The sequence below is a fragment of the Lapillicoccus sp. genome (assembly GCF_025353065.1).
Lineage (GTDB): Bacteria > Actinomycetota > Actinomycetes > Actinomycetales > Dermatophilaceae > Lapillicoccus.
Genome location: NZ_JANXRJ010000297.1, coordinates 1 through 3,365, shown reverse-complemented (window position 1 = coordinate 3,365; position 3,365 = coordinate 1). Strand labels below are relative to the sequence as shown.

General features: G+C 69.7%; 4 protein-coding genes and 1 pseudogene. 1 reads left to right on the top strand and 4 read right to left on the bottom strand.

Annotated elements, in window-relative coordinates:
- Positions 1 to 330 (bottom strand): relaxase domain-containing protein (locus Q0R63_RS21905; protein WP_295702134.1); only part of this gene is annotated, 330 nt, incomplete at its 3' end.
- 284 nt (positions 331 to 614) lie between these two features.
- On the opposite strand from Q0R63_RS21905, the gene Q0R63_RS21900 reads away from it, so the two are divergent.
- The gene (locus tag Q0R63_RS21900) at positions 615 to 1,007 is read left to right on the top strand and encodes a hypothetical protein (RefSeq protein WP_295702132.1); all 393 of its coding nucleotides are present in this window, start codon (positions 615 to 617) and stop codon (positions 1,005 to 1,007) included.
- Positions 1,008 to 1,749: 742 nt separating this feature from the next.
- Here the strand turns inward: Q0R63_RS21900 and Q0R63_RS21895 are convergent.
- The 3 genes and pseudogenes from Q0R63_RS21895 to Q0R63_RS21890 form a co-directional block, all read right to left on the bottom strand.
- A complete protein-coding gene (locus Q0R63_RS21895; protein WP_295702129.1) occupies positions 1,750 to 1,911 on the bottom strand; it encodes a hypothetical protein in 162 nt (53 codons plus the stop codon).
- A gap of 248 nt (positions 1,912 to 2,159) precedes the next feature.
- Positions 2,160 to 2,363 (bottom strand): helix-turn-helix domain-containing protein, encoded by a 204-nt coding sequence (locus Q0R63_RS24680; RefSeq protein WP_366521195.1) that lies wholly within the window; start codon positions 2,361 to 2,363, stop codon positions 2,160 to 2,162.
- Between the two features lie 138 nt (positions 2,364 to 2,501).
- Positions 2,502 to 3,365: pseudogene (locus Q0R63_RS21890) on the bottom strand (hypothetical protein); the annotation flags it as partial.

Sequence of the window (3,365 nt, the reverse complement as noted above, 5' to 3'; positions counted from 1 at the left end):
GTAGACCCTGAACGGCAACCCGAGCCGGGTCACTGCCTGGTAGTTCTGGTCGCTCAGGTCAGGCCCCTGCAGCAGGTCCCGGCGCTGGGTGGCGAGGGGGTGGTGACCGGAGCCGAACAGGGCCTGCATCTGCTGCGCGGTGACCGGGTCCCCGGCGGTCAGCCCGTCGATGCCGGCCAGGCCGGAGCCGACCCACTGCCCGGGGGTCTCGCCGGTGGCGGTGTAGTAGCTGGCCAGGCCGGTGTGGCCCTTGTCGGTCGCGTCCTGGGCAGCGACCTGCCGGGTCAGGTAGTCGTACCCGCTCCCTGCAGTCAGCTTGTGCATGGACATCGTCACACCCCCAGACGCCTCCGATTTGCCGTCAGGAGGACACGGGCTCGGCAGCGATTCGCGGCTCTTCGACCGGGAGTGCATGAGGTGTGTGGGCCATGGGTTTTGGCATTTCAGGGGGGTACGACGTGATCGGACGGGCGTCGGGGTCAGCGTCGGGGTCGGCGTTGAGCTCAGGTGGTGGTGGCTGTGCGGGTTGAGGTGTCCACTGGGGCGGTGCTGGCGGCATCTGTGGGTGTGAAGGATCCGACGAGTGACGAACAGCGACAGGAGCGGTGACGTCGATGGGTGAGATGCAGGCGGGTCCGGGAGACAAGCAGGCGGACACGCAGGGCGTACGGCAGTCGGCGCGACGCGTAGCGCTGGACGCGCAGGACAAGGTGAAGAAGCGCCGCCTCGAGCGGGACAAGCGGTTGAGCGCGTTGGGGATTCAGGTGGCCGTCGCGTTGGGCGAGCGGGACGCGGCCGTCGCGCGGTGTGAGCGCAGGGCCGGTGCGGCCTTGCGGGCCATGACCGACGACGAGGGTCTCGCGCTCGTGCAAGCAGTCCTGTGGTGCGGCGAGGGCCTCACCCGGCGTGAGGCGAGCCGGCTGCGTGCCGTCCACGCATCCGCTTCCGAGTCGGCCACCGCGGCACCCGAGCCCCAACTGCCCGCGAACGTCACCAGTCCCGACTGAGGGTGGAACGGCAGCCAAGGGCGTTGGTGAGGGCCGTCTCTGTGCCCGGACACTCGCCGTCGCCACCCCAAGAAGGTGCCCCAATGGGGCTCCCCGACGGACGTGGTGCAGTCGGCGGTCGAGTCGCGTGTCGTAGGTGGGGTTGACACTGTTGGCAATCGGCGATGGTGGTGAAGACGAAGCAGTCGGGGGCCCACTCGGATGTGCCGGTTCCTGAGGTGCCCGCGGTGAGGGAGGCAGAAATGGCGAAGGTGAGCGGGATGACGACGGGGATGAGGAAGGCGGCCGTGTACGGGCCAGCCGTCGCGGCCAGTACCGGGCTCGTGGTCGTGATCAGTGGGGCGCTGCGCGGAGCCGTGGCAGGGGGGCTGTTAGTCGGTGGCCTGACCGTGGCAGTAGTACTGCTGGCGGGCGGTGGGGAGTCCATGACGGTCCGTCTGCTGTGGCGGGCCAGGACACCCACGGCGGTGGAGATGGCGATGCTCGCCCCGTCCCTGACCATGTTGCCCGTGCGAGGTGGTCCTGCCGGACCGTGGCGCCTACTCATCAGCGCTGGCGGCACACCCGCGGTCCAGAGGGTGGGTCGAGGAACGCTGGTGCTGTCCGCGGGGCTACTAGCGGCCCTGCGGGAACGACGACTTCGGCGTGACGACGGGGTCGCGCTGCTCGTGCATGGTGCACGTGTCGTCCTCAGTGGTGCAGTGCGCAGCGACCCGGTGATTGCTTTCTGGACGTTGCCGGCTCAGCTCCTCTGCGGGGTGGCCACCGGGATTGGCAAGGTCTTCGCGCGGATGCCGTTGGTGAGGACGATGTGGGCGGGTCGTGCCGTCGTCGCGACGATCGCCGCGATCCAGGCGGCCGCGTCAGCCCAGTGGATCGTGGCGGGCGTACTCGCCGGGATCACCGCCGTGTCCTACCTCGGCCCGGCGTGGGCCCGAGCCTGGGCGCGCGAGGTCCGCAAGATCTGTGACGAGCCAACACCGATGTTCAGCTTCAGCGCAGGGCATCTCTCGCCTCTGAACGCCGGTCGACGTCAGCTTGGCGCGTCGGCAGCGGTGTCACACTCAGTGGGCCCGCTGCCTCCCCGACCTGGGTGTCAGGGCAAATCGACCGCACAGCTGCGTACCTCGCGCGAGCAGCCATCCGTGGCTCTCACTTGCCGATCCATGCACGGACGGTCATGCGGGTGACCCCCGCCAATCGGGCAACTTCTGCTTCGGGGACACCGGCTATCACGGCGTCGACTACGGCCTGACGCAACTGCTGACGGGCGCGGTCACGGGTCGCGTCCGCGCGTTCGCTGGCTCGGCGTGCCTTGGCTAACGCCGTGAGCTGGGGCCGCGGGGCGTCGCGCACTCGATGCTCCTGTCAGTCGTGGTGTCTATGACTGTACAGACCCACGGCCTGACCCCCGGGACCCCAAGGGTGATGACCGGCCGGGCTGAGCCGGAGCCCAGGCGCTGTCCCGCGCACCACCGCGCTGCTGCGCGAGTATCAGTCCAGGCGCTGGTGCGGGAGTCGGCGGGCAAGGCGCTCGACGTCGACGATCCCGCTCAGGGGGTAGTCGGCCGGGGGCAGGCCGCTCCAGGGCAACCTGGTCGTGTGCCTGGCAGCGTCGATCATGACCTCCGCGGGTCCGACGGTGTCGTCGAGCTCGTCCACGGTCAGGTTGGTATCGGTGAGGTCGACACGGATCTCGACCGGGACGCCGGGGATGAGCTCGGCTGCTGTGGCCAGCAGGGTGGCCTGCTGCGGCCGCCCGTAGTCGCTTGAGTCGATGTCGCAGCGCAGGTCGTCAGTTCGTGCCTCCAGGTTGAGGAGTCGGTCGTACTCCTGCTCGTGCTGAGGAGAACGGGGGACGACCTCGACGTCGCCGGGGCGCGCGTGCTCGTCGGCCAGAGCCTCGATCGGACGGCGCCCACGTCCAGGGGTCGCCAGTTCCGGTCCTCCTGCAGCTGGTAGCGCCAGACCCGCTGGTGCTGTTGCTTGCGGAGCAGCCCGTTGCGACTCGTCGTACACGGCGTCGTAGCCGAGGTCGGCCAGGATCTCTACTGGGTGCAGCACGACCAGCAGATGCTCGGTCCGATGCCGCAGCAGCGCTACCGGGCCGTCCTCCACCGCGCTCTGGAGCAGCCCGTGCAGGCTCTCAGCCTCCCGCGACCCGGGCCGGCCCCGCAGGACCCTTAACACCCCGCCGATGTTGGCCACCGCGCCGGTGATGGCCAGCGTCACGAACTCGGCCCAGTCGATCGGCTCGGTGCGAGTTTGGTCCGGCGTGGACTCGTCGTCACCGCTTGGGTCCCGTGCGGGCAGGTGAAGACGCGCCGCCTCGGTCAGCGCCGTGATGGTCGCGGCCAG

Bases quoted from the DNA above. Each gene is read 5' to 3' on its own strand.
- Q0R63_RS21900 (WP_295702132.1), top strand. From the start codon at position 615: ATGGGTGAGATGCAGGCGGGTCCGGGAGACAAGCAGGCGGACACGCAG.